The 26,787-nt window shown below is 73.5% G+C and carries 20 protein-coding genes and 2 pseudogenes; 6 read left to right on the top strand and 16 right to left on the bottom strand.

All coding sequences use genetic code 11. The features are described from left to right. Positions 1-370: 370 nt before the first annotated feature. The 3 genes from ACLQ24_RS06360 to gltB all read right to left on the bottom strand — a co-directional run bounded on the left by ACLQ24_RS06360 (position 371) and on the right by gltB (position 8,266). On the bottom strand, positions 371-1,759 hold the full coding sequence (locus ACLQ24_RS06360) for an MFS transporter (RefSeq protein WP_425889564.1): 1,389 nt from the start codon (positions 1,757-1,759) through the stop codon (positions 371-373). A 167-nt stretch (positions 1,760-1,926) separates the two neighbouring features. Beyond that, the gene (locus tag ACLQ24_RS06355) at positions 1,927-3,462 is read right to left on the bottom strand and encodes a glutamate synthase subunit beta (protein ID WP_425889562.1); all 1,536 of its coding nucleotides are present in this window, start codon (positions 3,460-3,462) and stop codon (positions 1,927-1,929) included. Next, complete coding sequence (gene gltB, locus ACLQ24_RS06350; protein ID WP_425889560.1) at positions 3,455-8,266, bottom strand: glutamate synthase large subunit; 4,812 nt, start codon at positions 8,264-8,266, stop codon at positions 3,455-3,457. The genes ACLQ24_RS06355 and gltB overlap by 8 nt, the downstream gene beginning before the upstream one ends. 144 nt (positions 8,267-8,410) lie before the next feature. On the opposite strand from gltB, the gene ACLQ24_RS06345 reads away from it, so the two are divergent. Continuing rightward, positions 8,411-9,256 (top strand): GNAT family N-acetyltransferase, encoded by an 846-nt coding sequence (locus tag ACLQ24_RS06345; RefSeq protein WP_425889559.1) that lies wholly within the window; start codon positions 8,411-8,413, stop codon positions 9,254-9,256. 49 nt (positions 9,257-9,305) lie between these two features. Here the strand turns inward: ACLQ24_RS06345 and ACLQ24_RS06340 are convergent, their stop codons facing one another. Together ACLQ24_RS06340 and lgt are read right to left on the bottom strand one after the other, a co-directional pair. Next, entirely contained in the window at positions 9,306-10,493 is a 1,188-nt protein-coding gene (locus ACLQ24_RS06340; RefSeq protein ID WP_425889558.1) for an FAD-dependent monooxygenase, read from the bottom strand. Between the two features lie 15 nt (positions 10,494-10,508). Beyond that, positions 10,509-11,777 carry a prolipoprotein diacylglyceryl transferase gene (gene lgt / locus ACLQ24_RS06335; protein ID WP_425889556.1) on the bottom strand — a complete coding sequence of 423 codons (1,269 nt, stop codon included), beginning with the start codon at positions 11,775-11,777 and terminating at the stop codon, positions 10,509-10,511. Between the two features lie 101 nt (positions 11,778-11,878). On the opposite strand from lgt, the gene ACLQ24_RS06330 reads away from it, so the two are divergent. Further along, positions 11,879-12,400: an NUDIX hydrolase gene (locus tag ACLQ24_RS06330; protein ID WP_425889554.1), complete on the top strand. Its 522-nt coding sequence runs from the start codon at positions 11,879-11,881 to the stop codon at positions 12,398-12,400. Between the two features lie 189 nt (positions 12,401-12,589). Here the strand turns inward: ACLQ24_RS06330 and trpA are convergent, their stop codons facing one another. The 3 genes from trpA to trpC are packed head-to-tail and all read right to left on the bottom strand — an operon-like array spanning position 12,590 to position 15,472. Beyond that, complete coding sequence (gene trpA / locus ACLQ24_RS06325; protein WP_425889552.1) at positions 12,590-13,393, bottom strand: tryptophan synthase subunit alpha; 804 nt, start codon at positions 13,391-13,393, stop codon at positions 12,590-12,592. A 1-nt stretch (position 13,394) separates the two neighbouring features. Next, positions 13,395-14,633, bottom strand: a complete 1,239-nt coding sequence (trpB, locus tag ACLQ24_RS06320) for a tryptophan synthase subunit beta (protein WP_425889550.1) — start codon at positions 14,631-14,633, stop codon at positions 13,395-13,397. 35 nt (positions 14,634-14,668) lie between these two features. Continuing rightward, the gene (trpC, locus tag ACLQ24_RS06315) at positions 14,669-15,472 is read right to left on the bottom strand and encodes an indole-3-glycerol phosphate synthase TrpC (protein ID WP_039906616.1); all 804 of its coding nucleotides are present in this window, start codon (positions 15,470-15,472) and stop codon (positions 14,669-14,671) included. A 488-nt stretch (positions 15,473-15,960) separates the two neighbouring features. Here trpC and ACLQ24_RS06310 point away from each other — a divergent pair, with 488 nt between their 5' ends. Then, positions 15,961-16,254 (top strand): hypothetical protein, encoded by a 294-nt coding sequence (locus ACLQ24_RS06310; RefSeq protein ID WP_425889548.1) that lies wholly within the window; start codon positions 15,961-15,963, stop codon positions 16,252-16,254. Here ACLQ24_RS06310 and ACLQ24_RS06305 read toward each other — a convergent pair whose 3' ends face one another. From ACLQ24_RS06305 to ACLQ24_RS06290, 4 genes and pseudogenes are all read right to left on the bottom strand, one after another. Then, positions 16,255-16,854 (bottom strand): Trp biosynthesis-associated membrane protein, encoded by a 600-nt coding sequence (locus ACLQ24_RS06305; RefSeq protein WP_425889546.1) that lies wholly within the window; start codon positions 16,852-16,854, stop codon positions 16,255-16,257. Positions 16,855-16,968: 114 nt separating this feature from the next. Then, positions 16,969-18,522, bottom strand: a complete 1,554-nt coding sequence (locus ACLQ24_RS06300; RefSeq protein WP_425889544.1) for an anthranilate synthase component I — start codon at positions 18,520-18,522, stop codon at positions 16,969-16,971. A 46-nt stretch (positions 18,523-18,568) separates the two neighbouring features. Further along, entirely contained in the window at positions 18,569-19,000 is a 432-nt protein-coding gene (hisI, locus tag ACLQ24_RS06295) for a phosphoribosyl-AMP cyclohydrolase (protein WP_425889574.1), read from the bottom strand. A gap of 180 nt (positions 19,001-19,180) precedes the next feature. Next, positions 19,181-19,504: pseudogene (locus tag ACLQ24_RS06290) on the bottom strand (phosphoribosyl-AMP cyclohydrolase); the annotation flags it as partial. Positions 19,505-20,058: 554 nt separating this feature from the next. Here ACLQ24_RS06290 and ACLQ24_RS06285 point away from each other — a divergent pair. From ACLQ24_RS06285 to ACLQ24_RS06275, 3 genes are all read left to right on the top strand, one after another. Further along, complete coding sequence (locus ACLQ24_RS06285; protein ID WP_425889542.1) at positions 20,059-20,799, top strand: ABC transporter ATP-binding protein; 741 nt, start codon at positions 20,059-20,061, stop codon at positions 20,797-20,799. Between the two features lie 58 nt (positions 20,800-20,857). Next, positions 20,858-21,613, top strand: coding sequence for an ABC transporter permease (locus ACLQ24_RS06280; RefSeq protein WP_425889540.1), 756 nt, complete (start codon positions 20,858-20,860; stop codon positions 21,611-21,613). Positions 21,614-21,694: 81 nt separating this feature from the next. Further along, positions 21,695-22,291: a TetR family transcriptional regulator gene (locus ACLQ24_RS06275; protein WP_425889539.1), complete on the top strand. Its 597-nt coding sequence runs from the start codon at positions 21,695-21,697 to the stop codon at positions 22,289-22,291. 63 nt (positions 22,292-22,354) lie between these two features. On the opposite strand, the gene ACLQ24_RS06270 is transcribed toward ACLQ24_RS06275, so the two are convergent. From ACLQ24_RS06270 to ACLQ24_RS06255, 4 genes and pseudogenes are all read right to left on the bottom strand, one after another. Further along, a complete protein-coding gene (locus ACLQ24_RS06270) occupies positions 22,355-22,510 on the bottom strand; it encodes a hypothetical protein (RefSeq protein WP_425889576.1) in 156 nt (51 codons plus the stop codon). Beyond that, positions 22,483-22,751 (bottom strand): annotated as a pseudogene (locus ACLQ24_RS06265) (DUF2470 domain-containing protein); the annotation flags it as partial. The gene ACLQ24_RS06270 and the pseudogene ACLQ24_RS06265, both read right to left, overlap by 28 nt. 95 nt (positions 22,752-22,846) lie before the next feature. Then, on the bottom strand, positions 22,847-24,637 hold the full coding sequence (locus tag ACLQ24_RS06260) for an ABC transporter ATP-binding protein (RefSeq protein WP_425889537.1): 1,791 nt from the start codon (positions 24,635-24,637) through the stop codon (positions 22,847-22,849). A gap of 169 nt (positions 24,638-24,806) precedes the next feature. Then, complete coding sequence (locus ACLQ24_RS06255; RefSeq protein WP_425889535.1) at positions 24,807-26,690, bottom strand: ABC transporter ATP-binding protein; 1,884 nt, start codon at positions 26,688-26,690, stop codon at positions 24,807-24,809. Positions 26,691-26,787: the final 97 nt, after the last annotated feature.

Below are 26,787 nucleotides of genomic sequence, written 5' to 3'. Positions count from 1 at the left end.
CTTGCGCCACAGGGGAAAGCCGACGCGCGTCCCGCACCGTAACGCCCATACACCCCAAACGATCACAAACCATTTGGGTTACGGGTCAATAACTCCGCTGGCCTACCCACCGACGCAAGAGAGCGCTGGGTCGACTCCATCGCAGATTTCGCGCGCAAGCACACGGACAAGCAAGACGCCCTGGCGCAACTAGCGCAACAGGTCCTCACCTGCTGACCGATCAGAGCCTCCCAAACCTGTTCCTCAACCGGCGGGTCATACTGCCCTGCTCTCACGAACTGTCGCTCTTGCGAGCATGATCAAATGCGAGCCGATCGCAGCGTAACGATGATCTTCATACCATCCGGTCCCGGAAGCGGTGACCGCTGTCTCAGTGGCGAGCGCTCTGGCCGGCGAGGGCCAACTCCCCCAGCCGGAGGGGGCCCGCAGCGGGTCCGCCCGTGGCGACGACGCACACCGCACCGGCGGGCCGCACGACGCGGGCCGCGCGCCACGCCGCTCGGCGTACCGGATGACGCGGCCGTGGAACGACCAGCGCGAGGGGGGCGACACGGCGGTGCTGCCGGTCCAGGGCGACCGCCGCCGCCGTGGTGGCGATCGCGGCGACCGATCCGGCCAGGACGAGCGTCTGCCGGGGTCCGGCGTGCTCGGCCAGCCACCCGAGCAGCGGCGCGCCGACCGCGGCGGAGACCGACCCGGTGACCGCGAGCGCGGCGAGCACGCGACCCCGCATCGCGCCGTCGGTGTCGAGTTGGGCGCGGGTGCCGACCGTGGTGTCGATGACGACCGCGGCGGCGGCGATCGGGAGGATCACCGCGGCGAAGCCCCAGACGCCCGGGACGAGACCCGCGACGATCTGCAGTCCGCTGGCCAGCAGACCGGCGCCGACCAGGGTCCCGTAGCTCAGCGACCGCCGCCGTGCGGCGACGAGCGCGCCCACCACCGTCCCCACCGCGAAGACCGTCGACAGCAGGCCGTAGCCGGACGCGCCGACGGCCAGCGGTCCGTCGCTCATCGCCGCCATCGTCACCTGGTAGTTGCGGCCGAGGCTGCCCAGCACGAACGACAGGGCGAGCGCGAGCAGCAGCACCGGTTGTCCGCGCAGGTAGGAGAACCCGGCGCGCACACCGTGGCGGGTCGGGCCGTCGGTCGCCATCGCCGAGGCGGGCAGGGCCCCCGGTCGTATGGCGAGCAGCGCCACCACCACGGCCGCGAAGCTCGCCGCGTTGACGCCGAAGAGCAGCGCCGGGCCGACGGCGGCGACCCCGACGGCGCCGAGGCTCATGCCGAGGATGCGTCCGGCGGAGTTGGTGAGCGAACCGAGCGCCAGCGCGTTGCCCAGCGTCTCGCGATCCACCAGGGTCGAGGACCAGCGGCCCATGACCGGCCCCTCGACCGCCGAGACAGCGCCACTGGCCAAGGAGATCGCGAAGATCAGCGGCAGGCCGCCGGTCCCGGTCAGGGCGACCGCCGCGAGGCCCGCGGCGAACGCGGCGTGGGCCACCTGGGCGGTGATCAGCAGCGGACGGGCGGGGAGGCGATCGGCCAGCACCCCGCCCCAAACGCTCAGCAGCAGCGTGGGGGCCGCCTGGAGCAGCACGGCGACGCCCATCGAGGTCGCCGAGCCGGTCGCCTTCAGCACGTACCAGTTGACTCCGAGGACCTGCATCCAGGTCCCGATGACGGAGACGAACCCGGCGAGCGCCCAGATCCGGTAGTTGCGGTGGCGCAGCGCGGCGAAGGTGGCACCCGTGGCCACGATGAACCTCCAGCGATCGACGACATACGGCGAGCCGATCGCGGCGCGGTTCGGCAGCCGACAAGTCTTGCCGGCTCAAACCTTTTTGCCCAGATTTGTGAATGGTTTCACTTCGGGGAATGTCCGGCCGGCACGGAGTTTCGCCGCGCCGACCAGACCCCCTCAGCTCAGCGGGCGGCCAGCGGCTGCGCTGCCGGGCCGACCGGGGCCGGCAGCGCGCCGACACCGCCCAGGTAGCCGTGGATCGCGGCGGCCACCGCGCGTCCCTCGGCGATGGCCCAGACGATCAGCGAGGCGCCCCGGTGCATGTCCCCGGCGACGAACACGCCGTCGGCGTCGGTCTGCCAGTCCGCCCGGGCGTCGATGGCGCCCCGGGGGTTGCGGGCCACCCCGAACTGCTCCAGCAGCGGCTGCTGCTCGGTGCCCTCGAAGCCGATCGCGAGCAGCACCAGGTCCGCGGACAGCTCCCGCTCGGAACCCGGCACCACGGTGACGACCCGTCGGCCGTCGACCTTCTCCACCGTCACCTCGGCAATCCGTACCGCCCGCACCTGACCGGTGCCGTCGTCCACGAACTCCTGCACCGCCACGGCGAAGACCCGCTCGCCACCCTCCTCGTGCGCCGGATAGCTGCGCAGGACCCACGGCCACGTCGGCCACGGGTCCCGCGCCTCGTCGCGCTCCTGCGGCGGCTGCGGGTACAGGTCGAGCTGGTGCACGCCCGCGGCGCCCTGCCGGTGCGCGACACCGAGGCAGTCCGCCGCCGTGTCACCGCCACCGATGATCACCACGTGCTTGCCGGCCGCGTCGATCGGGGTGCCGTCGGGCAGCACCGCCCGCGCCAACCGGCGCTCGCCGGTGGGCACGACGCCGGCCTCGTCGATGGTCGCGGTGGCGACCGCCCGATTCGCCGCGACCAGGTGCGCCATCGCCTGGTGTACGCCCCGAAGCGCCCGCCCCGGCGTCTCGGGAGTGTCCCGGCCCTGCAACGCGCCGCAGGCCAGCAGCACCGCGTCGTGCTCGGCGCGCAACTGTTCGGCGGTGACGTCGACGCCGACGTTCACGCCGGTGCGGAAGCGCACCCCCTCCGCGGTGAGCTGCGCCAACCGGGCGTCGATGTGCCGCTTCTCCAACTTGAAGTCGGGGATGCCGTACCGGAGCAGGCCGCCGATCGCGTCGTCGCGCTCGTACACGGTCACGGCGTGACCGGCGCGGGCGAGCTGCTGGGCTGCGGCGAGACCGGCGGGCCCGGAGCCGACCACCGCCACCGAGCGGCCCGACGGCGTCGGGATCGGGCGAGGGCTGAACCCACGCGCCGCCGCGGCGTCGGCGATCTCCACCTCGACCTGCTTGATCGTCACCGGCTGGCCACCGGCGATGCCGAGGACGCACGCCGCCTCGCAGGGCGCCGGGCAGAGTCGCCCGGTGAACTCCGGGAAGTTGTTGGTGGCGTGCAGGGATTCCACGGCGGCGTCCCAGTTGCCGGTCCGCACCAGGTCGTTCCAGTCCGGGATGCGGTTGCCCAGCGGGCAGCCGTCATGGCAGAACGGGATGCCGCAGTCCATACAACGGGTGGCCTGCTCACGGATCAGCTCCTCGCCGGCCGGCGGGTAGACCTCGCGCCAGTCGCTGATCCGCACCGGCACCGGGCGGCGGGCCGGCAACCGCCGGTCGTAGCGCAGGAAACCATTCGGGTCAGGCACGAGCCACCTCCTGGGCCGCCACCCGCGGGGCGGCCGGCACCGGCGCGGCCGGCACGCTGAGCGCGCTCATCACCGCGTCGTCGACGTCGTGGCCGGCGGCTTCGGCGGCCTTCATGATCTCCAACACCCGGCGGTAGTCGCGGGGCACCACGGCGGTGAACTCGGCCACTGCCTCCGGCCAGCGCTTGAGCAGCTCCTCGGCGACCGCCGAACCGGTCTCGGCGACGTGCCGCTGGACGAGCTCGTGCAGCAGCGTCTGCTCCTGCTCACGCAGCGGCGCCAGGTCGACCAGCTCGGCGTTGACCCTGGACCGGTCCAACCGGTGCACGAACGCGGTTCCGCCCGACATACCGGCGGCGAAGTTACGGCCGGTCGCGCCGAGCACCACCACGGTGCCGCCGGTCATGTACTCACAGCCGTGGTCGCCGACGCCCTCGACGACGGCGACCGCTCCGGAGTTGCGCACCGCGAAGCGCTCCCCCACCCGGCCCCGCAGGAATACCTCGCCCGCGGTGGCGCCGTACAGGATGGTGTTGCCGGCGATGATCTGGTCCTCCGCGCGCTGCCCCGGCTCGGCGTCGGGGTCCAGGAACGGCGCGGCGGCGTCCGGACGGACGATGATGCGCCCACCGGAGAGGCCCTTGCCCACGTAGTCGTTGGCGTCGCCGTGCAGGCGCAGGGTGACGCCCCGCGGCAGGAACGCGCCGAACGACTGGCCGCCGGTGCCGTGCAGTACGAACTCGATGGTGTCCTCGGGGAGGCCCTTGCCGCCGAAGCGGCGGGTCACCTCGCCGCCGAGCATCGCGCCGACGCTGCGGTGCTCGTTACGCACCGCTACCTCGACCCGGACCGGCGTCACCTGCGCGAAGTCCCGCGCCTCGGCGTTGGCCGCCTCCGCCCGGGACCCCACGTCGGACAGCGCCGGCCGGGCCAGCGCGATCAGCTCGTTGTCCAGGGCGTGCTCCAGACCGTGGTCCTGGGCGCGCACCCCGCGTCGGGCGGTGCCGGCGGGCAGCTCCGGCAGGTGCAGGACGGGAGCCAGGTCGAGCCCGTGGGCCTTCCAGTGCGACACCGCCGGGGCCACGTCGAGCAGCTCGCTCTGCCCGATGGCCTCCTCGATGGACCGCAGGCCCAGCTCGGCCAGGTATCCCCGGACCTCCTCGGCGAGGAACAGGAAGAAGTTCTCGACGAACTCCGGGGTGCCCGTGTACCGCTCCCGCAGCACCGGGTTCTGGGTGGCGATGCCGACCGGACAGGTGTCCAGGTGGCAGACCCGCATCATCACGCAGCCCGAGACGATCAGCGGCGCGGTCGCGAAACCGAACTCCTCCGCGCCGAGCAGCGCCGCGACCAGGACGTCCCGACCGGTCTTGAGCTGGCCGTCGACCTGCACGGTGACCCGGTCGCGCAGTTTGTTGAGCAGCAGCGTCTGCTGCGCCTCGGCCAGCCCCAGCTCCCAGGGGGTGCCGGCGTGCTTGAGCGAGTTCATCGGGGACGCGCCCGTGCCGCCGTCATGACCGGAGATCAGGATGACGTCGGCCTTGAGCTTGGCCACGCCCGCGGCGACGGTGCCGACGCCCACCTCGCTGACCAGCTTGACGTGCACCCGGGCCGCCGGGTTGACGCACTTCAGGTCGTGCACGAGCTGGGCGAGGTCTTCGATGGAGTAAATGTCGTGGTGCGGCGGCGGCGAGATCAGGCCGACGCCGGGGGTGGCGTGCCGGGTACGGGCGATCCACGGCCAGACCTTGTTACCGGGGAGCTGGCCGCCCTCGCCGGGCTTGGCGCCCTGGGCCATCTTGATCTGGAGGTCGTCCGCGTTGACCAGGTATTCGCTGGTCACACCGAACCGGCCGCTGGCGATCTGCTTGACCGAGGAGCGGCGCAGCGGGTCGTGCAGCCGCTCGACGTCCTCGCCACCCTCGCCGGTGTTGGACTTGCCGCCGAGGCGGTTCATCGCGATGGCGAGCGTCTCGTGCGCCTCGGCGGAGATCGAGCCGTACGACATGGCGCCGGTGGCGAAGCGCTTGACGATCTCGGTGGCCGGTTCGACCTCCTCGATCGGCACCGGGGGACGGACCCCGGTACGCAGGGTGAACAGGCCCCGCAGCGAACCGGCCTGCGCGGCGAGCGCGTCCACCTTGGACGTGTACTGGCGGAAGACGTCGTACTGCCGGCTGCGGGTGGCGTGTTGCAACAGGAATACCGTCTCCGGGTTGAACAGGTGCAGCTCACCCTCGCGACGCCACTGGTACTCGCCACCGACCTCCAGCCGGTCGGAGTCGGCGGTGCCCGCCGGCGGCCAGGCCAACGCGTGCCGGGCGGCCACCTCGGTGTGCACACCGGCCAGCCCGACGCCGCCGATCCGGCTCGGAGTGCCCCGGAAGTACCTGTCGATCAGGCGGCTGTCCAGGCCGACCGCCTCGAAGACCTGTGCGCCGCAGTACGACGAGACCGTCGAGATGCCCATCTTGGACATGATCTTCAGGACGCCCTTGCCGAGCGCCTTGGCGTAGTTGCGCACCGCCGCGGCCGGCTCCACACCGGCCAGCGCGCCAGCGGCCTTCATTCGCTCCGGAGCGCCGCCTAGCGGCGCCGAGGCCGAATTATGGCCGTAAGCAATCATGTCCTCCACGGACTCGAACGCCAGGTACGGGTTGACCGCCGCCGCGCCGTACCCGATGAGGACCGCCGCGTGGTGCACCTCCCGGCAGTCGCCGGACTCCACGATCAGCGCCGCCTGCGTACGCGTCTGCTCGCGGACCAGGTGCTGGTGCACGGCGGCGGTGAGCAGCAGCGACGGGATCGGCGCGAGGTCGGCGTTGGAGTCCCGGTCGGAGAGCACCAGGATGCGGACGCCGTCCTCGATGGCCTCGGAGACGTGCCGGCAGATCTCGATCAGCCGCGCCTTGATGCCCGCCGCGCCCTCACGGATGCGGTAGAGGCCGGAGACCCGGACGGCCTTGAAGCCGGGCAGGTCACCGTCCTCGTCGATGGAGAGGATCTTGGCCAGCTCGTCGTTGTCGATGATCGGATGCGGCAGCACGATCTGCCGGCAGCTCGCCGCGCTGGGGTCGAGCAGGTTGCCCTCCGGCCCGATCGTCGACGCCAGGCTGGTCACCAGCTCCTCGCGGATGGCGTCCAGCGGCGGGTTGGTGACCTGCGCGAAGAGCTGGTGGAAGTAGTCGTAGAGCAGCCGCGGTCGGGTCGACAGCGGCGAGATCGGGGTGTCCGTGCCCATCGAGCCCAGCGGCTCCGCGCCGGTACGCGCCATCGGCCCGAGCAGGACCTTCAGCTCCTCCTGCGTGTAGCCGAAGGTCTGCTGGCGACGACGCACCGAGTCGTGGGTGTAGACGGTGTGCTCGCGGGCCGGCAGGTCGTCCAGCTCGATCAGCCCGGCGTGCAGCCACTCGGCGTACGGCTGCGCGGCAGCCAGCTCGGACTTGATCTCGTCGTCGTGCACGATGCGGCCGGCGACGGTGTCGACCAGGAACATCTTGCCCGGCTGTAGCCGGCCCTTGGCGACCACGTGGGCCGGGTCGAGGTCGAGCACGCCCGCCTCGGAGCCCAGCACGACGAGACCGTCGTCGGTCTGCCACCAGCGCCCCGGGCGCAGACCGTTGCGGTCCAGCACCGCGCCGACGATCTCGCCGTCGGTGAAGGCGACCGACGCCGGCCCGTCCCAAGGCTCCATGAGGCTCGCGTGGAAGCGGTAGAACGCCCGCTTGTCCGGCTGCATGCCGGGGTCGTTCTCCCACGCCTCGGGGATCATCATGAGCACCGCGTGCGGCAGGCTCCGGCCCGCCAGGTGCAGCAGCTCCAGCACCTCGTCGAAGTTCGCGGAGTCGGAGGCGGCGGGGGTGCAGACCGGGAAGACACGCCGGATGTTGCCCGGCACGTTCGGCGAGCGCAGCAGCGCCTCGCGGGCCTGCATCCAGTTCCGGTTGCCGCGGATCGTGTTGATCTCGCCGTTGTGGGCGATGAACCGGTACGGGTGCGCCAGCGGCCAGGACGGGAACGTGTTCGTGGAGAAGCGGGAGTGCACCAACGCGATCGCGCTGTCGACCCGCTCGTCGCGCAGGTCCGGGTAGAACGCCGGCAGCTGGTCGGGCGTGAGCATGCCCTTGTAGACCATCGTGCGGCTGGACAGCGACGGGAAGTACGCCGGCACGCCGCGCTCGGCGGTCTCCCGCTCGGCCTGCTTACGCAGGCAGAACGCCACCCGGTCCAGATCGATGCCGCGCAGCGCGGAACCGGCCGGTCCGGCGGGCGAGTCGGTGAGGCGGTGCGCGGCCACGAAGACCTGCCGGACCCGCGGCATGGCCGCCAGAGCGGTCTCGCCGAGCCCTTCCGGCTCGATCGGCACGTCCCGCCAGCCGAGCAGGTGGGCGCCCTCGACCAGCGCGTACTTCTCGACCACCCGACGGGCGCGGGCCTCGGCGGCGTCGTCGTCGGGGAGGAAGACCAGACCGGTGGCGTACTCGCCGGCCGGCGGCAGCGGGACGTCGGCGACCGCGCGCAGGAACGCGTCCGGTACCTGGATCATGATGCCGGCGCCGTCGCCGGTGTTGGGCTCCGCGCCCCGGGCGCCACGGTGGTCCAGGCGGCAGAGCGCACCGAGCCCGTTGGCGACGACGGCATGGGACCGTCGGCCGTACAGGTCCGCCACGAAGGCCACCCCGCAGGCGTCGTGTTCCTGCGCCGGGTCGTAGAGGCCCTGGGCCTCAGGGCGGGGGCCGGGCGTCGGGGACGCTTGCGGGCTGTGCGGGTGCGGCTGTGTCGAATCCGCGTACGGCTGAGCCACCGGGCCTCCTGTCGTCACTCAGGTTGGATCATGGTGGGGACGACGTCGGCCCGTGGGTCTATTGAGTCTACGTTAGGGCTGGGGGCGCAAGGCCACTCAAGATTGATCACACCGTCCAGAGTCTGGGACGTGTAGTCTCGCGCGGTGGATTCGGTGCGCAAGGACGTATTCGACCGGTTGGAACGTTTCTACGACGCGGTGCCCCGGGACGTCGCCGGTGTCGAGGAGCATGGCTCGCTGGTGCTATTCACCCGGGCGGGCGCGGGCTGGCCGTTCTACGCCCGCCCCCGGATCGACGCCACCGAGACGCCGTCGCTGGCCGACGTGACCTCGGTCCGGGAACGCCAGCGGGAGCTGGGCCTGCCGGAGGCCTTCGAGTGGGTGCACGAGACGACCCCGGAGCTGCTGGCGGTGGCCCGTTCGGCCGGCCTGTCCGTGCTGGAGGCCCCGCTGATGGTCCTCGACCCGGCCGCGCTGCCCGACCCGGCGACGCTCTCCGACGTACCCGTGCGGGTGCTGGCGGTGGACTCGCCCGACTTCGCCGCGGACGTGGCCGCCCGGCGGGCCGTGGCGGCCGTGGCCTTCGGCGTCCCCGGCACCGCGCCCGGCGCGGCCGGACCGGCCGAGCGGGACGCGGCGGTCACCGAGCTGGAACTCGCCGCGCTGGACGAGGAGCGGGCCCGCATCGCCGACGGCCGGCGGATCTCCGCGCTGGCCGGCACGCCGACGGAGGGCGCGCTGGCCAGCGGCATGGCGATGCGCGTGGACGACGTCGCGGAGATCGCCGGGGTGGCCACCCTGCCGGCCGCCCGTCGGCGCGGGATGGGCGCCGCGCTGACCGCCACCCTCGCCCGGGAACTGCTCGCCGCCGGCACCGGGCTCGTCTTCCTCTCGGCGGGCGGCGAGGAGATCGCCCGGGTCTACCTGCGGGTCGGCTTCCGCCGCATCGGCACCGCCTGCATCGCCGAACCCGCCGCCCTGATCCCCTGAACCGCACGGCTTCCCCGCACCGCACGGCTTCCCCGCGGCGCGCGACCGGTCAGGCCGGCGGACGCCACTGGGCGGCGGACGCGGCGGCGCTGGAGAGCAGCCGCGAGTTGATCGTGCCAAGCGCGGCGTCGCGGGCCCGCAGCGCCAACCGGCCGCGGGTCTGGAGCACCGCGGACATGCGGCGGGTCTGCCGGACCACGGTCGCCGCCCGGGGACGACGCACCCGGTCGTACGTCTGCACGGCGTCGGGCAGCCGGGCCTCGCGCAGCAGTGCGGCGAGGGTGGCGGCGTCCTCGAAGGCGAGGCACGCACCCTGCCCGAGGTGCGGCGGCATAGCGTGCGCCGCGTCCCCGAGCAGCACCACCCCGCCCGGCCCGACTCCGAAGCCGTACGCGCGCGGCAGCGGACGGAGCTCGCGGACCTCCTGCTGCACGAGGTCGCTCGGGTCGGTGGCGTCGAGTAGCGCGGCGATCGGGGCGGGCCAGCCGGCGTACCAGCGGCGCAGGAGAGCGAGCTGGGTCTCCGGCGGCTCCGGGCGGGGAGCGCCGGCGGCGGTGGCCACCCAGTAGATGCCACCGCGCGTGGAGCCACCCGAGGAGCCCCGCTCGCCCAACGAGGCGGCCACGAAGCGGTAGCCCGCGCCCAGCACCTCACCGGCGATCGGCTGATCGGCGGGCAGCCGGGGTGCCCGGTACCAGGGGATGACGGCCCGCCAGGCCGCGCAGCCGGAGCTGACCACGCCCGCTTCCGGAGCCAGTTGGCGACGGATGACGCTGTCCGTGCCGTCCGCGGCGACCACCAGGTCGGCCTCGATGGTATGCCGCCCGTCGTTCACCCCCGGCCGTTCGCCCGGCTCGACGCGGACGTGGCGCACGGTCACCCCGGTGCGCAACTCGACCCGGTCACCGAGGCCGGCGATCAGGGCGTCGTGCAGGTCCTCCCTGTGCACCACCACCGGCATCCGGTCGGCCGGCGTCGGCCGGGGCTGCACGAGCCAGTGCCCGTCCGGGCGGCGTACCCCGCCGTCGGGCAGCGGCGTGGCGATGGCGGCCAGACCGGCGCCGAGGCCGAGGGCCTGCAACGCGCGGACACCGTTGGGCCAGAGCACGACGGCGGTCGGCTCGGGACGGACCCGCTCGGCGCGGTCCAGCAGGGTGACCTGCCACCCGGACCGGGCCAGCGCGCCGGCGACCGCGAGGCCTCCGACCCCGGCGCCGACCACCACCGCGCTTCGCATCGGTGCCGCCTCCGCTCAGCTGTCCCGGTCGGCCGAACGCGCGCCGGTGGCGTCGGCCCGGGCCTCGTCGCGCGCCTCGGGCGTCACGTCCGTCGACCCGTCGGCGCGGTCGCCGTCAGCCGCCTCGCCGTCGGCCGCCTCATCGTCGGCCGCCTCGCCGTCGGCCGCGTCATCGTCGGCCGCCTCGCCGTCGGCCGCCTCGTGGTGGGCCGCAACGTCGTCGAGCGGCTCGGCACCGTCGCGGCGCGCCTCGTCGGCCGTTTCCGGCGGTGCCACGCCGGTGTCCCGCCAGGTCTCGTACTGCTCCTCGCTGACCACCCGGTAACCGTCCGGGGCGGCGGCACGCGCGCTCGTCTCGTGCGCCGAGAGGTCGACCTGGGACAGGTCGGACGTCGTGGGCGGCGTGGGGGTGGCCGCCACGCCGATCGGGATCAGGTACTCCTGGGGGCCGCGGACCCGCACGAAGTAGGCCAACGCGCCGACGAAGACCAGAGCCGCGGTCCAGACGTTGAGCCGTACGCCGAGGATGTGGTTCGCCTCGTCGGTGCGCATCAGCTCGATCCAGAACCGGCCGGCGGTGTAGCCCATCACGTACAGCGCGAACGCCCGGCCCCGCCCGAGCCGCAACCGGCGGTCCAGGACCAGGACCAGCGCGACCACGCCGAGGTTCCACAGCGCCTCGTAGAGGAACGTCGGGTGGTAGAGACCGGGTTCGAGGATCGGCTGACCGGCGGCGTCCCGCAGCGTGTGCCCCGGGTTGTCCCGGTCCATCCGGTGGACCTCCAGGCCCCAGGGCAGCGTCGTCCGGCCACCGAACAGCTCGTTGTTGAACCAGTTGCCGAGCCGGCCGACCGCCTGGGCCAGCGGCAGCCCGGGGGCCAGCGCGTCGGCCACCACGCCGAACGGGATGCCGAGCTGCCGGGCCGCGATCCACGCGCCGACCGCGCCACCGGCGACCGCGCCCCAGATGCCGAGACCGCCCTCCCAGATGGCGAACGCCTTGAGTGGCTCGCCACCGGCGCCAAAGTACTTCTCCGGCGAGGTGATCACGTGGTAGATCCGGGCGCCGATGATGCCCGTGGGCACCGCCCACACGGCGATGTCGAGTACCGCACCGGGAGCGACGCCCCGCTGGCGCAGCCGGCGCTCGGTTACCCAGCAGGCCAGCACGATGCCGGCGATGATGCACAGCGCGTAGGCCCGGATCGGGACCGGCCCGAGCTGCCAGACCGCGGTGCTGGGACTGGGCAGGGCCGCCTGGGGGGACAGCGAGGCGATGGTCACGGGTGCACACGCTACCGCTGCGCACCCCTGCGGCGGCACCCCGGGCCGCCGCACCGCGATCGGAATGACTTCTGGTTTGCGCCGTCGTAGGCTCTTTATCCATGAGCGCGCTCACCTGGGCGGTCGCCGCGGTCGTCGTCGACGCCGCCGGCCGGGTGCTGCTCTGCCGGCAGGGCCGGGGCGAGCGCCGGTACGCGTTACCCGGAGGCCGGCTACGCCCGGCGGAGAGCCCGGTGCGCGCGGCGCTGCGCGACATCCGCGCCGAGACCGGCTGGGAGATCGACCTGATCGACCTGGTCGGCATCTACCACCTCACCGGTACGACGACGCACACGCCGGCCGGCCGCGCCGGGCCGCTGCCGGACATCCTGGTGCACGTGTTCCGCGCCGGTGTCGCCGAGGGCCGGCCGAGCGCCGACCCCCCGCCGGACTGCCGCCTCTCCTGGCACGCCCCCGCAGCGCTGCCCGAGGCCGTCACCCCGCTCACCCGGGCGGCCGTCACCGATGCGCTCGCCGGACGCTCCGGTGTCCTGCGCCGCGTCTCCTGGGCGCTCGACACCGTCACCCTCATGCCGCCGGAGCAGCGCGGCGAGACGGCCACGGACCCGTCCCTTCTGCCCTGACTCCGCACTGCCTGTCGTCCTACCGCCCGGCCCGATGCCGCATTCGGCCCCGCCCGGGCCAGCAGCGGCCGTCAGGCGGGTCGTTGGAGTGCCTGCCCCCGGGGGGCACACCCGCCAGAGAGCTGCGCGACGGACGCGGGCGCGGTCACGGAGATGGCAACCCGGCGGTGCGGGACCAGCGGCACAAGTTCAGCGGGCGGGGTTGCGGACGCCCTCGGCCAGCTCGGCGCTGAGGGTGCGCAGCGCGGCCAGCCCCTCGGCCTCGGAGGACGCGTCGAGGACGCACCGGACCAGCGCGCTGCCGACGATCACTCCGTCGGCGTACCCGGCGACGGTGCTGGCCTGCGCGCCGGTGCCCACACCCAGGCCGACGCCGACGGGCAGGTCGGTGACCCCACGGACCCGGGACACGAGCGTGGGAGCGGCGTCGGAGGTCCGCGCACGCGCGCCGGTCACCCCCATGACGGCCGTGGCGTAGACGAAGCCCCGGCAGTGCTCGACGGTCATCGCGAGCCGGGCGTCGGTGGACGACGGCGACACCAGGAAGGTGCGGTCCAGCCCGTGCGCCTCCGAGGCGGCCAGCCACTCGGCCGCCTCGTCGGGAATGAGGTCCGGCGTGATCAGGCCGGTGCCGCCGGCGGCGGCCAGGTCGCGCGCGAACACGTCGACGCCGTACCGCTCGACGGGGTTCCAGTAGGTCATCGTGACGACCGGCGCGCCGGTCGCCGCGACCGCCTCGATGATGCGCAGCGCGTCCGCCGTACGGACGCCGCCGGCCAGCGCGATGTCGCTGGCCTTCTGGATGACCGGGCCGTCCATCACCGGATCGGAGTACGGGATCTCCACCTCGATGACGTCGACGCCGGCCTCGACCATCGCCGTCATGGCCGCGATGCTGCCCTCGACGGTCGGGAACCCGGCCGGCATGCAGCCCACCAGCACAGCCCGCCCGTCGGCCCGTGCCTTGTCGAACGCCACCCCGATGCGGCTCATCTCAGCGCTCCTTGTCGAGGATGCCGAAGTAGTCCCCGGCGGTGTGCACGTCCTTGTCGCCCCGACCGGAGAGGTTGACCACGATGGTGGGCTCCCGGCCCAGCTCGGCGGCGAGTTTCGGGGCCAGCGTCACGGTGCCGGCGAGCGCGTGGGAACTCTCGATCGCCGGGATGATGCCCTCGGTACGGCAGAGCAGCTCGAAGGCGGCCATCGCCTCGTCGTCGATGACCGGCAGGTAGCTGGCCCGGCCACTGTCGTGCAACCACGCGTGCTCGGGCCCGACGCCCGGGTAGTCCAGACCGGCGGAGATCGAGTGCGACTCCAGCGTCTGCCCGTCGGCGTCCTGCAACACGTACGTGCGGGTGCCGTGCAGCACGCCCGCGGACCCGCCGGTGATGCTGGCCGCGTGCCGGCCGGTGGCGACCCCGTCCCCGCCGGCCTCGAAGCCGTACAGCCGCACGTCCTCGTCGCCGACGAAGGCGTGGAAGATCCCCAGCGCGTTGGAGCCGCCGCCGACGCAGGCGGCAACCGCGTCCGGCAGCGCGCCGGTCAGGTCGAGGCACTGCTGCCGGGCCTCGTCACCGATACCCCGGACGAAGTCCCGCACCATCGCCGGGAACGGGTGCGGTCCGGCGGCGGTGCCGATCAGGTAGTGGGTCGCGTCGACGTTCGCCACCCAGTCGCGCATCGCCTCGTTCATCGCGTCCTTGAGGGTGCGCGAGCCGGTGGTGACCGGGACGACCGTGGCGCCGAGCATCCGCATCCGGGCCACGTTGAGCGCCTGCCGCTCGGTGTCGACCTCGCCCATGTAGACCACGCACTCGAGGTCGAACAGGGCGGCGGCGGTCGCGGTGGCGACGCCGTGCTGGCCCGCCCCGGTCTCGGCGATCACCCGGGTCTTGCCCATCCGCTTGGTGAGCAGCGCCTGGCCGAGCACGTTGCGGACCTTGTGCGCGCCCGTGTGGTTGAGGTCCTCGCGCTTGAGCAGCACCCGGGCGCCGATCTTCGCGGAGAACCGTCGGGCCTCGTAGAGCAGTGACGGCGTGCCGGCGTAGTCGCGCAGCAGCGCGCCGAACTCGGCCCGGAAAGACTCGTCCGCCATCGCCGTACGCCACGCCCCGTCGAGCTCGTCGAGCGCGGCGACCAGTGCCTCAGGCACGAACCGACCGCCGAAGCGGCCGAAGTGGCCGGCGGAGTCGGGCTGCGGACCGGCCACCGGGGCCAGCGCATCGGCGCTCATCGGAAATCCTCTCGGTGGGGCGTCACACCGGCGCGTCAGCGCACCGGCCGGGGCGTCGCCGGGTGGTTGCCGGCGTTGACCAACTCGGCCACCGCCTCGCGCGGGCTCTTCTGGGTGACCAGACCCTCGCCGACCAGGACCGCGTCCGCGCCGGCGGAGGCGTACCGGATCAGGTCGTGCGGGCCACGCACGCCGGATTCGGCGATCTTGACGACGCTGCTCGGCAGGCCGGGCGCGATCCGCTCGAACACCGACCGATCCACCTGAAGGGTACGCAGGTCACGGGCGTTGACCCCAATCACCTGCGCGCCGGCCTCCAGGGCCCGGTCGGCCTCCTCCTCGTCGTGGACCTCGACGAGCGCGGTCATGCCCAGCGACTCGATCCGCTCCAGGAGGCCCATCAGCACGTTCTGCTCGAGGGCGGCCACGATCAGCAGGACCAGGTCGGCGCCGTGCGCACGCGCCTCGTGCACCTGGTAGCTGGAGACCACGAAGTCCTTGCGCAGCACCGGCACGGTGACCGCGGCCCGGACGGCGGCCAGGTCGTCCAGCGAACCGCCGAACCAGCGCCCCTCGGTCAGGACGCTGATGGCCCGCGCGCCGCCCGCCGCGTAGTCGACGGCGAGGTCGGCCGGATCGGCGATCTCGGCCAGCCGGCCCTTCGACGGCGAGGAGCGCTTGACCTCAGCGATGACCGCCACGCCGGGCTTACGCAACGCCGCGTACGCGTCCAGCGGCGGCGGCGCCGCCGCGGCCAGTTCACGGATCCGTTCCAATGGAACCTGCTCCTGGCGACGGGCGACGTCCTCGCGCACGCCAGCCAGGATCTCGTCGAGCACGCTTACGGACGCCGCCTGACCGGCCTCGTCCCCCTCCGCGTGCGCATGCTCAGCAGTCACCAACGGACTCCCCTCTCCGGGTGTCATGGGCCGATGCTAGGGGCAGCCGACCGAGGCCGGGAGCCGGGGGTATGGCGCTGCTCACGAAGAGGGCTGCGGCATAATGGCCGACTTGCCGTGAACGGGATGTCACGCAGCGCCACCTCCGGTATCGACCGCCGTCACACGACGAGAGCCCGGCGGCTCCGGTCGAACCGGGCCGACCCATCGATCATGCCACCCGTTCCGGATCGCCGCGCGTCGACAGCGACAATGGTCGATGCTGTGAGCAAACTCAAGGTCGAACGGCCGGTCCCAGGTCGCGGGCGTGGCGGGACAGTTGACCGGGCGGTCACCCCAGCGAAACGTCGGCCGATGAACATAGTCCTCGGGCAGACTCGATGACGCGCCTGCCCGACCGTCGCCGAACTCCTCATGCGGAGTGAGCCATGCACATTGCCGAATCGAACCCCAGCATCGGACTGACCACCATCTCGCGAACCGTGGCGTCGCTCGCCGTCGGGGTGGTGCACACCCTGGAGCGGGCCGTCGTCGGCGAGGGCCGGATGCGGACGGCACGCGGCAACGCCTGGGAGGCGGTCTGCGCCGACCGGGCCCGCGCCGACCGACGCGCCGAACTGGACCGCCTGGTGGCCGAGCTGACCGCCGCCCGCGCCGCAGCCCGCCCCCAGCGGGACCGTCAGCCGGTCGCCCGGGAGCGGGAGCGTCAGCCGGTCGGCTGATCAGCCGGCTGTAGGGTCCTCGCCCCGGTCCAACGCGTCCCACGCCTCGGTGGTCCGCCGACCGGCCATCGGCCCCGGGGCGACGGCCGTCGTCGGCTTACTCTCCGTGACGGTCCGCGTCGGCCGCTCGTATCGGGCGCCCATCGCCGGCCACCCGCCACCCCGCAGCGCCGTCCACCCGCCGCCCACGGCGACGAGCAGACCGCCGACCAGGCAGAGCGCCGGCCACTGCCGGCTCGCGACACCGCCGAGGTCGGCGACCAACCCGTAGGCGGCGCCGGCCGCCACCGCCAGGCCCAGAGCCCCGAGCAACACGCCCAACAGCCGCCGTACCCGGCCCCGGGTCGCCAGCACCGCGCCGCCGCCGGCCAACGCGACCAGCGCCAACGCCGGCAGCCACGGCAGCAGGGCGGCGCCGCTGCGGGCCGCGCGCACCGGCGGCAGCGGCGCCGGCCGCGCGGTCACCTCGACCGACCAGCCCCGGGTCGCCGCCCACAGCGCCAGGCCCGCGCCGGCAAGACAGAGCAGCATCGCGTACGTCAGCTCGCGCCGGCCGGTCGTGGCCCGCCGGCCCGGCTCCCGCCGCTCGTGGTCCGTCACCGGGCTAACCTTTCGTTCGCGACTGCGGGGCTCCGCTGCGCTGCACTCCTCGCGCTCACCGGGCTGACCTTTCGTTCGCGACTGCGGGGCTCCGCTGCGCTGCACTCCTCGCGCTCACCGGGCCGCCCTCAGCGTTTCGGCCGCGGCGATCGCGGCCAGCACGGCGGCGGCCTTGTCGCGGGTCTCCTGCTCCTCGGCGTCCGGATCCGAGTCGGCGACCACCCCGGCACCGGCCTGCACGTAGGCGCGGCCGTCGCGGATCAGCGCGGTCCGGATGGCGATCGCCATGTCCAGGTCGCCGCCGAAGCCGAAGTAGCCGACCGTGCCGCCGTAGACGCCACGGCGAACCGGCTCCAGCTCCTCGATGATCTCCATGGCGCGCACCTTGGGCGCCCCGGAGAGCGTCCCGGCCGGGAAGGTCGCGGCGAGCGCGTCGAACGCGGAACGGTCGTCACGCAGCGTTCCGGTCACGGTGGAGACGATGTGCATCACGTGGCTGTACCGCTCGATGGTCGCGAACTCGGGCACCTGGACGCTGCCCGGCTCGCAGACCCGGCCCAGGTCGTTACGGCCCAGGTCGACGAGCATCACGTGCTCGGCCCGTTCCTTGGGGTCGGCGAGCAGCTCGGCGGCGAGGCCGGCGTCCGCCGTGGCGGTGCCGCCGCGCGGCCGGGTGCCCGCGATCGGGTGCAGCAGCGCCCGGCGCCGCCCGTCCGCGCCGGCGGTGACCTTCAGGTGCGCCTCGGGCGACGAGCCGACGATGTCGAACCCGTCGAAGCGCAGCAGGTACATGTACGGGCTGGGGTTGCTGGTGCGCAGCACCCGGTAGACGTCCAGCGGGTCGGCACGCGTCGGCCGCTCGAACCGCTGGGACAGCACGATCTGGAAGCACTCGCCGGCCCGGATCGCCTCCTTGGCCGCATCCACGGCCTTCAGGTAACCACCCTCGGGCGTACGACAGAGCACCTCGCCGGCCGGTGGACGCTCGACCGTCGAGATCATCGGCGGGATGGGCCGGGACAGCGCGGTGGTCATCGCGTCGAGCCGGCCCACCGCGTGGTGGTACGCGGCGGTGACGTGCGCGTCGCGGCCCGGGGCGTCCAGCGGCGGCAGCACCGCGTTGGCGACCAGGATCGCGGAGCCGTCGTAGTGGTCGAGCACCACCAGGTCGGTGGCGAGCATCATGCCCAGCTCCGGTACGCCGAGATCGTCCTCGGTCAGCTCGGGCAGCCGCTCGAAGCGGCGGACGAGGTCGTAGCCGAGATAGCCGACCATGCCCCCGGTCAGCGGCGGCAGACCGTCGCTCGGGTCCCCGGGCGGGCCGGCGAGCGCGGCGACGGTGTCCCGCAGCACCCGCACCGGGTCTCCGTCGGTGGGCAGGCCGGCCGGCGGCTGGCCGAGCCAGGTCGCCGCGCCGTCCCGCTCGACGAGGGTCGCGCTGCTCCGTACGCCGATGAACGAGTACCGCGACCAGGCCGTGCCCGCCGAGCCGACGCCCTGCTCGGCCGATTCGAGCAGAAATGTGCCGGGCCCGCCGGCGAGCTTGCGGTAGACCCCCACCGGGGTCTCGGCGTCGGCCAGCAGCCGTCGGGTGACCGGCACGACGCGCCAGCGGGCGGCCAGCTCGGTGAAGGTGTCCAGGTCGGGGCTCACCGCGCCGTCGGTCATGCGCCGGCCTGCCTCTCGTGCACGGCGGCGCTCCGCCGAGCCGTGGTCACCGGGCGTCCGGCGCGGTCACCGGCAGCTCGGTGAAGAAGCACGTCCGGTGCCCGGTGTGGCAGGCCGCGCCGACCTGGTCGACGCTGACCAGGAGCGCGTCGCCGTCGCAGTCCAGGGCCACCGAGCGCACGTACTGGTGGTGCCCGGAGGTGGCGCCCTTGACCCAGTACTCCCGCCGGCTGCGCGACCAGTAGGTGGCTCGGCCGGTGGTGAGGGTGCGGTGCAGCGCCTCGTCGTCCATCCAGGCGACCATCAGCACCTCGCCGGAGTCGTGCGCGCGCACCACGGCGGCGACCAGGCCGTCGGCGCTGCGGCTCAGCCGGGCCGCGATGGCCGGGTCGAGCCGGGACGGACGGACCGGCGCCGACGCCACCGGGCCGCTCGGTTCGCTGGGTACGCCGGTCACCGGCGCGTCAGGTACGGGCACAGTTTCCCATTGTCCCGCACGCGGCGTGGGCACCGGCGACGACTCCCGCCGAGGGTTCGGCCGGTGGCCCACGGGCCGCGCGAGCTGGGCCACGTAACGGTCGAGGCGGCCGTCGACCAGGGCGTCGGCCAGGTCGGCGCCGGAGGAGTCGGCGATCTCCCCCGCGTACGGGCGGATCAGCGGGAGGATGCCGGCGACCAGCCGCACGGCGGCCGCCCAGAGCTGCCCGGTGGCGCCCGGACGCAGGCCGAGGCAGAGCAGCATGTCGTCGCGGTAGCCGGCCGGGGCAACCGGCAGTTCCAGGGCCGCCGCGAACGCGGCCCGACGCGACGACACCCGCACCGACGGGTTCGCCGGGCGCAGCACCGACGGGCAGAGGCGGGCCAGGTCCGCCACGGCGAGCCGCACCCCGAGGCGGTCGGCGGCGGCCCGTGCGGCGGCGGCCTTGCCGAGCATGGCGATCAGCTCCTCCAGCCGGGGCGGCTCGGCGGGTTGGCAGAGCACCGGAAGGTCGATCCGGGGCCGCCAGTGCGGATCTGCCCAGAGCAGCCGAGCCGGTGCGCTGACCGGCAGTCCGAACGCCCAGTCGGCCGGTTCGCCGAGTCGGTGCACCCAGGAGCGGACGTCGCGTGCCGCCACCGAGACGTGGGTGACCCAGCCGGCGGTCTCGGCCAGGTAGGCGCGGCGGGCGGCGTACGGCGAGCCACCGACCAGCACGTCGAGGTCGACGTCGCTGTGCGCGGTGGCCGCCCGCCGGGCGTGACTGCCACGCAGCAGGATGCCGACGACCGGCCGTTCGGCGGCGTCTCGCAACCGCGCGGCCCAGTCCTCGAGAAATCCGCTGTGCGGTAACGGAGCGTGACCCACGGCGCCATCGTGCCGTACGTCCGATCGGCGCGCAATGCCCGTTGCCGGACCTGCTGTCCGGTCCGGAGCCTACTGCCCGTTGTCACGCTTGGCGCGACGGCGGGCGCGGTCGGGCGGGCTGGCGTTGCGCGGGCGACGCCCACCCCTCTAGCGTGAAATTCAACGGACGATGAGTTTCTCGGAGGTGCGCGATGGACGACGCGATAGGCGTCCGCGACCTGGTGGTCGATCGGGGCGGACGGCGGGTGCTGGACGGCATCAGCTGCGCCGTTCCGCGCGGCGCCGTCACCGGTCTGCTGGGGCCCAGCGGCAGCGGCAAGACCACGTTCATGCGCGCGGTGGTGGGCGTGCAGGTGGTGACCTCGGGGACGGTCACGGTGCTGGGCCAGCCGGCGGGCAGCCCGGCGCTGCGGCACCGGCTGGGCTACCTCACCCAGGCGCCGAGCGTCTACGCCGACCTGACCGTACGGGAGAACGCCCGCTACTTCGCGGCCCTGTACGGGCGGGGTCGGGCCGAGGCCGACGAGGCGGTCGCCGCCGTCGGGCTGGCCCAGGCGGCCGGTCAGCTGGTCGCCACCCTCTCCGGTGGCCAGCGCAGTCGGGCCTCGCTGGCCTGCGCCCTGGTCGGCGACCCGGAGCTGGTCATCCTCGACGAGCCGACCGTCGGTCAGGACCCGGTGCTGCGGGCCGACCTGTGGGCCCGGTTCCACGCCATGGCCGCGGCCGGCACCACCCTGCTGGTGTCCAGCCACGTGATGGACGAGGCGGCCCGCTGCGACCGGCTGCTGCTGATCCGGGAGGGTCGCCTGATCGCCGACGACAGCCCGGCCGCGATCCGCGCCGCCGCCGGCGTGGACGACCTCGACGAGGCGTTCCTGCGGCTGATCCGGGCGGGCGAAGCGGAAGCGTCGACGGGACGGGAGGCACCGTGAGCGCGAGGAGTGAGCCGGGCCTGCGAGCCCCGCAGTCGCGAACCAAGGAGGCGATGGCATGAACATGCGGATCCTGGCGGCCACCATCGGCCGCGTCCTGCGCCAGCTCCGGCACGACCGGCGGACGATCGCGCTGCTCGTGGTGGTGCCGACCGTCCTGCTCACCCTGGTCTACTACATGTACGCCGACCAGCCGACACCACCGGGCCAGCCGTCCGTGTTCGACCGGGTCGCGCTGGTGATGCTGGGAACCTTCCCCTTCGTGATCATGTTCCTCGTCACCAGCATCGCGATGCTGCGGGAACGCACGTCCGGCACCCTGGAACGGCTGCTCACCACCCCGCTGGGCAAGCTCGACCTGCTCTTCGGGTACGGCATCGCGTTCGGGTTGGCCGCCGCCGTGCAGGCCACGTTGGCAGCCGGCCTGGCGTACTGGGCCTTCGACCTACGGACCCTCGGGAGCAGCGGTCTGGTGATCGGCATCGCGGTGCTCGACGCGGTGCTCGGGGTCGCCCTCGGCCTGCTGTGCAGCGCCTTCGCCCGCACCGAGTTCCAGGCAGTACAGTTCCTCCCGGTCGTGGTGATCCCCCAGCTCCTGCTCTGTGGGCTGTTCGTGGCCCGTGACGAGATGGCCGGCTGGCTCCAGGGGCTCAGTGACGCGCTCCCCCTGACGTACGCCATCGAGGCGTTGCAGGAGGTCGGCGCCCACGCCGAGCCGACCGCGACCATGTGGCGGGATGTGGGCGTGGTGTTCGGCGCGGTGGTGCTGGCGCTGGTGCTCGCGGCGGCGACCCTGCGCCGGCGCACCGGCTGACCGGTCGGCGGCCCGCACGGCGCGGGCCGCCACCCACCGCCGGGGCGACCGACGGTGTCAGCGGACGAACGAGGGGCGGCGATGGTGCGGCGTACGGGCCGGCGACCTGGCAACCCGGACACCCGGGAGGCGATCCTCGACGCGGCGCGGGCAGCGTTCGCCGAGCGGGGCTTTGACGCCGCCCCGATCCGTGCCATCGCCGCGACCGCCGGGGTGGATCCGGCGCTGGTACACCACTACTTCGGCACCAAGGACCAGCTCTTCCGCGCCGCGATGAACTTCCCCGTGGACCCGGCCGAGCTGCTCCCGGCCGTGCTGGCCGGTGACCAGGACGGGGTCGGCGAACGACTGGTTCGCACCTTCATCGGCATCTGGGACTCCCCGGCCGGCAGCGCCGGCGTGGCGCTGTTGCGCTCGGTGGTGAGCAGCGAGTGGACCGCGCGCCTGTTGCGGGAGTTCGTCACCACGCAGGTGCTCCGTCGGGTGCTCGACCAACTCGACGTCGAGGAGGCCCAGCTTCCGCTGCGCGGCTCGTTGGTCGCCACCCAGCTGATCGGCCTGGCCATGATCCGGCACGTGGTGCGGCTGGAGCCGGTGGCGTCGGCCGATCCGGAGACCCTGGTCGCCGCCATCGGTCCCACCGTCCAGCGGTACCTGACCGGGCCGCTGCCGGCCTAGCCGACCGGCGCGACGACGATCGCTGTCGCGCCGGTCCGCGCGGCACGGCCGTGCGGGGCGCGGTCAGCGGGGCGGCTGGGTGTCGGCGGGGCGGCGTAGCGGCGGGAGCAGCCGGCCCACCTCGTCCGGGCCGGTCAGCGGGCACGGGAACGCCAGCCGGACGCGCCGTCGTGCGCCGGGGCGACCGAGGGCGACCACCACCCCCTTGGCGGTCGACACGCGCCGGCCGCGGGCGGCACAGGTCGAGGACGTCCAGGACCACCGCGACGTCGGCGCCCCCGGCGACGGGCTGCAGCGCGGCGCCCAGGTGGCTGGCCATCGGCACCAGCAGCAGCACGCGGCCGTCGGGGTCGGTCACGTGCCGGGCGTGGTGCGGGCCCGGGCGGCGAGCCAGGTGGACGAGGCCGGGCAGGCGACCGGCGACGAGGGTACGGACGATCTCGGCGGGGCTGGGCCGAATGGCGCAACCTCCTTAAAAGGTTAGCCTTACCTAACCGGAGGGTAGAGCACCAGGACCACAGCGTCCACCAGCCGACGCCCGCGGACACCGACCCGTTACCGGGTCTGCTCCAGCCAGGAGGCGTACAGCAGTCCGTAGACCGAGTCGGCGTCCCGGACCAACTCGTCGTGCGGGCCGCGCTGCACGATGCGCCCGCGGTCCACCACGATGACCTCGTCGGCGGCCTGGGCGGTGGAGAGCCGGTGCGCGATGGCGAGCGTCGTACGCCCGCGCGTGACGGCGTCCAGCGTGCGCTGCAACCGCACCTCGGTCGCCGGATCCACCGCGCTGGTCGCCTCGTCCAGCACGAGCAGGTCCGGATCGGCCACGTACGCCCGGGCCAGTGCGAGGAGCTGGCGCTCCCCGACGCTCAGCGCCTCGCCACGCTCCCCGACCGGGGTGTCCAGGCCGGCGGGCAGACCGTCCAACCAGTCCGCCAGGCCCAACTCCGTGAAGGCGGCCCCCAACTCTTGGTCGGTCAACTCCGGCCGGGCGAACCGCACGTTGTCCCCCACCGTCGCGTCGAAGAGGAACCCGTCCTGCGGCACCATCACCACCCGCGAGCGCAGCGAGTCGAAGCGCACCTGCGCCAGCGGCACGCCGGACAGCAGCACCGCCCCCGCCGACGGGTCCATCAGTCGGGTGAGCAGCTTCGCGAAGGTCGTCTTGCCGCTGCCCGTCTCGCCGACCACCGCCACCCGGCTCTTCGCCGGGATCTCCAGGTCGATGTCGTGCAGCACCGGCGGCCCACCCGGGTAGGCGAACCGCACACCCGAGAACCGGATGTCCAACGGACCGACCGGCAGGTCCCGCCCCTGCTCCCCGGGGTCCGCGACGTCCGGAGCGACGTCCAGCACGTCCAGCACCCGCCGCCAGCCCGCGATCGCGTTCTGCGCCTCGTTGAGCACCTCGGTGGCGATCTGCACCGGCTGGATGAACAGCGTCACCAGGAAGAGGAACGCGGTCAGCTGGCCGATCGACAGCGTGCCGTCCACGCCCAGCGTCACACCGAGCACCACCACGCCGGCCAGCGCCAACCCGGCGGCCAACTCACCGACCGAGCTGCCCACGATGCTGATCCGGATGGCCCGCTGCTGCGCGACGCGCTGCGCGTCGATGGCCTCGTCCAGCCGCCGCTCGGTACGACCGGCGATGCCGTACGCCCGGATCACCGGCGCGCCCACCACGCTCTCGCCGATCGCGCCCAGCAACGCGCCGGTGCGCTGGCGCACCGTCGCGTAGGCCGCGCCGAGGCGGCGCTGCAACTGGCGGATGACGAGCACCGCCGGCAGGAACGCCGCGAGCACCACCAGGGTCAACTGCCAGGAGTACGCCAGCATGACGGCCGTCGTCACCACCAACTGACCCAGGTTGACCAGCAGGATCACTCCGCCCCACTGGAGGAACTGGGTGATCTGGTCGACATCGCTGGTCACCCGCGAGACCAGCGAGCCGCGCCGCTCCGACTGCTGGTGCAGTATCGACAGGTCGTGCACGTGCCGGAACGCCCGCGTCCGCACGTTCGCCAACGCCGTCTCGCTGACCGTGAACAGCCGGCGCATCATCAGGTAGCCGCAGGCCGTGGTGACCACGAGGATCGCCGCGGTGACCACCACCACCGACCAGACGACGTCCAGCTTCAGACCGTCGACGATGCCCCGGTCGATGCCCTGCTGCACCGCCACCGGGACGGCCACCCGACCCACCATGTAGACCAGGGCCAGGGCCACGGTCGCGGCCAGGCCGGTCCGCAGCTCAGGTGAGAGGGCCAGTCCCCGCCGCAGCGTCTGCCAGGTCGTCTCCGTCCGCGCGTCGCGCTCATCGGTCGTCACCGTCGTGCTCACCATGCTCGCCTTTCGTTCGCGACTGCGGGGCTCCGCTGCGCTGCACTCCTCGCGCTCACCGTGCTCGCCTGTCGTTCGCGACTGCGGGGCTCCGCTGCGCTGCACTCCTCGCGCTCACCGGGCTAACCTTTCGTTCGCGACTGCGGGCTCCGCTGCGCTGCACTCCTCGCGCTCACCGGTCCACCTCGATCTTTAGGCCCGACGGCAGCGGCGCCACCTCGTCGTCGTACGCGCGTTCCTGCGCGCGGTCGACCTCCGCCTGCTCGTAGGCGGTGACCAGGTCCACGTACCCGGGCACGGTGGCCAGTAGCTCGGTGTGCGTGCCCCGCGCGACCACCCGCCCCTGCTCCACGTAGATGACCTCGTCGGCGAGGGCGATGGTGGCCCGGCGGTACGCCACGACGAGGATCGACGCGGCGGGCACCCCCGGCTCACCGGCCGACGCGCGCAGACCGGCGAGGATGGCCGCCTCCACGCGGGGGTCCACGGCACTCGTCGCGTCGTCGAGCACCAGCAGGCGTGGCCGCCCGGCTAGCGCGCGGGCCAGCGTGAGCCGCTGCCGCTGCCCGCCGGAGAGCGAGGTGCCCCGCTCACCGACCATCGTGTCCAGCCCGTCGGGCAGCGCCGCGACGAACCCGTCCGCCTCGGCCAGGCGCAGCGCCGCCCACACGTCCTCGTCGTCGATACCCGCCCGGTCCAGGGCGATGTTGGCCCGCACGGTGTCGTCGAAGACGAACGGCACCTGCGCCACGAGCGCGACCGTGCCGGCCAGCGACGCGGCGGTCAGGTCGCGCGTGTCCACGCCGTCCAGCGCGACGGTGCCCGAATCCGGGTCGACCAGGCGTACGGCCAGCGAGGCGATCGTGGACTTCCCGGCGCCGGTCGGCCCGACCAGAGCGACCGTGCGGCCAGCCGGGACGGTGAAGCCGACCTCGCCGAGCACCTGCGCGCCGGGCTGGTGTGCCTCGGCCGGCGGGTAGGAGAAGTGCACGTCGGTGAGCGTGAGGGTGGCCGGGCCGGGGGTGGCCGGGTCGAGCACCCGCTGCCCGTACGGCATCTCGCCGGTGGCGTCGAGGACCCGGCGCACCCGGTCCCAGCCGGCGACGCTGCGCGGCAGTTCGGCCAGCACCCAGCCGATGGCCCGCACCGGGAAGGCCAGCACGGTGAAGAGGAAGGCGACGCTGACCAGTTCGGTGACGCTGATCGCGCCCTGGCGCAGCCGGAACGCCCCGACCACGAGCACGGCCAGGGTGCCGAGGCTGGGCAGCGTCTCCAGCAGCGGGTCGAAGACGCCCCGCAGCCGGCCGACCGCGATCAGGGCGTCGCGCAGCTCACCGGCGCGGCCGGCGAACCGGGCGGTCTCCTGCGCCTCGCGGCCCATCGTCTTGACCACCAGCGCGCCGTCGAAGCTCTCGTGGGCGATACCGCTGACCTCGGCGCGTAACCGCTGCGCGCGGGCCTGGCGGGGCGCCATCCGGCGGGAGTAAACCACGTTGAGCGCGAACAGCGCGGGGAACACCGCGAGACCGACCAGGGCGAGGGCCCAGTCGGTGGCGAACAGCGAGACCATCGCGCCGACCAGCATCACCAGCGTGCCCACCGCGAAGGGCAGCGGCGCGATGGGGTACCAGGCCGCCTCCACGTCGGAGTTGGCGTTGGACAGCAGCGTGCCGGTGGCGTTGCGGTGGTGCCAGGACAGCGGCAGGTCCAGGTAGCGGCGGGTGACCCGGCGACGGTAGGCGGCCTGGAGCCGGTACTGCATGTAACCGGCCCCGAGGCGGCGGCCGAAGATGCCGACCACCCGCAGCACGCTGATCCCGAACAGGGCGACCGCCGCCAGCACGAGGGCGCCGACACCCACCTCGCCGCGCGCGATCGCCGGCACGACCACGTCGCCGACCACCGCGCCCACCACGTACGCGCTGACGATCACCATCGAGCCGAACAGCACGCTGCCGACCACGGCAACCGTGAAGATCCGTGGCTGCTCCCGGATCGCCTGCCGCAGAACCCCCAGCCCTCTACCGAGCACGTCCCGGCTTGTCCTGCTCGCCACGCTCTCCCCCGCCGTAAGCCACAATTATCTACCTCATCCTTACCGTTGCGGGCCGGCACCGCCGACCCGGACGGGATATGTCGACCATCACGTACCG

This window comes from Micromonospora sp. DT4 (assembly GCF_049841675.1).
GTDB lineage: Bacteria > Actinomycetota > Actinomycetes > Mycobacteriales > Micromonosporaceae > Micromonospora.
Note: the sequence above shows the minus strand (reverse complement) of the source record. Positions and strands in the feature narration are given on the sequence as shown.

Excerpts from the sequence above, each read along its gene's own strand:
- ACLQ24_RS06340 (WP_425889558.1), bottom strand. The coding sequence starts at position 10,493 with ATGCGAAGCGCGGTGGTGGTCGGCGCCGGGGTCGGAGGCCTCGCGGTC.
- ACLQ24_RS06330 (WP_425889554.1), top strand. The coding sequence starts at position 11,879 with ATGAGCGCGCTCACCTGGGCGGTCGCCGCGGTCGTCGTCGACGCCGCC.
- trpA (WP_425889552.1), bottom strand. The coding sequence starts at position 13,393 with ATGAGCCGCATCGGGGTGGCGTTCGACAAGGCACGGGCCGACGGGCGG.
- trpB (WP_425889550.1), bottom strand. The coding sequence starts at position 14,633 with ATGAGCGCCGATGCGCTGGCCCCGGTGGCCGGTCCGCAGCCCGACTCC.
- ACLQ24_RS06310 (WP_425889548.1), top strand. The coding sequence starts at position 15,961 with ATGCACATTGCCGAATCGAACCCCAGCATCGGACTGACCACCATCTCG.
- ACLQ24_RS06300 (WP_425889544.1), bottom strand. The coding sequence starts at position 18,522 with ATGACCGACGGCGCGGTGAGCCCCGACCTGGACACCTTCACCGAGCTG.
- ACLQ24_RS06285 (WP_425889542.1), top strand. The coding sequence starts at position 20,059 with ATGGACGACGCGATAGGCGTCCGCGACCTGGTGGTCGATCGGGGCGGA.
- ACLQ24_RS06280 (WP_425889540.1), top strand. The coding sequence starts at position 20,858 with ATGAACATGCGGATCCTGGCGGCCACCATCGGCCGCGTCCTGCGCCAG.
- ACLQ24_RS06275 (WP_425889539.1), top strand. The coding sequence starts at position 21,695 with ATGGTGCGGCGTACGGGCCGGCGACCTGGCAACCCGGACACCCGGGAG.
- ACLQ24_RS06260 (WP_425889537.1), bottom strand. The coding sequence starts at position 24,637 with ATGGTGAGCACGACGGTGACGACCGATGAGCGCGACGCGCGGACGGAG.